Origin of the sequence: Streptomyces anandii JCM 4720, assembly GCF_014650655.1 — a bacterium.
Lineage (GTDB): Bacteria > Actinomycetota > Actinomycetes > Streptomycetales > Streptomycetaceae > Streptomyces > Streptomyces anandii.
Genome location: NZ_BMVJ01000033.1, coordinates 18,691 through 19,656, shown reverse-complemented (window position 1 = coordinate 19,656; position 966 = coordinate 18,691). Strand labels below are relative to the sequence as shown.

At 71.4% G+C, this 966-nt stretch carries 2 protein-coding genes; both read left to right on the top strand.

Annotation, left to right across the window (positions count from 1 at the left end):
* A partial coding sequence (locus IE249_RS39305; RefSeq protein WP_229859813.1) for an acetate--CoA ligase family protein occupies positions 1–219 on the top strand: 219 nt, incomplete at its 5' end.
* Positions 220–255: 36 nt separating this feature from the next.
* A partial coding sequence (locus IE249_RS33230) for an acyl-CoA dehydrogenase family protein (RefSeq protein WP_189710876.1) occupies positions 256–966 on the top strand: 711 nt, incomplete at its 3' end.

Sequence of the window (966 nt, the reverse complement as noted above, 5' to 3'; positions counted from 1 at the left end):
GACCGCGCCCTGCGTCTGCTGCGCGGGCTGCGCACCGCCGCCCTGTTCGACGGCGTGCGGGGCAGGCCGCCCGTCGACATCGCCGCCGCCGCGGCCGCCGTCGAGTCGATCACGACCTTCGCCGCCGCCCACCCCGAGATCGCCGAGATCGAGGTCAACCCGCTGCTCATCCGCCCGGACGGCGCCCTCGCCCTCGACTCCCGCGCCGTACCGGCCTGACGACCCGCCCCCCGCGACCCGACCGAAGAGGCCCCCATGGACATGCGCTACACCCCCGAGCAGGCCGACCTCAAGCGCCGCGCCGCCGATTACGCGCGCCTGCTGATGCGTTACGAGGACCAGTCCGAGCAGGCCGGCGGCCCGCTGCCGCAGCCGCTCGTCACCGAACTGACCCGGGCCGCGATGGACGCCGGTGTCTACGCCATCAACATGCCCGCCGAGTGGGGCGGAGCCGGCCTTGGCCTTCTCGAACAGGTCGTCGTCGAGGAGGAGTTCGGCAAGGTCACCAACTGCCTCTGGGACATCCCCTGGCGGCCCGCCAACGTCCTTGCGTACGGCGACCACCGGCAGCGCGAGAAGTACCTGCTGCCCGTGATCCGCGGCGAGAAGTTCGACGCGTTCGCCGTCACCGAGCCGGGTGCGGGATCCGATCCCTCCGCCGGGAGCTCCACGGCCACCCGCACCGACGGCGGCTGGCTGCTCAACGGCGAGAAGTGGTTCGTCACCTGTGGTGACATCGCCGACTTCCTGCTGGTCCAGGCGGACGCCGGCCCCGACCGGCTGCCCACCCTGTTCTTCGTCGACAAGAACGCGCCCGGCGTCGGGATGACGCGCGTGCCGCACTTCATGCACTCCGCGGTCAACGGGCACCCCGAGTTCACCTTCACCGACGTCTTCGTGGCCGACGAGGACGTGCTCGGCGGAGTCGGCAACGGCTACGAACTGACCAAGGAGTGGTTCACCGAC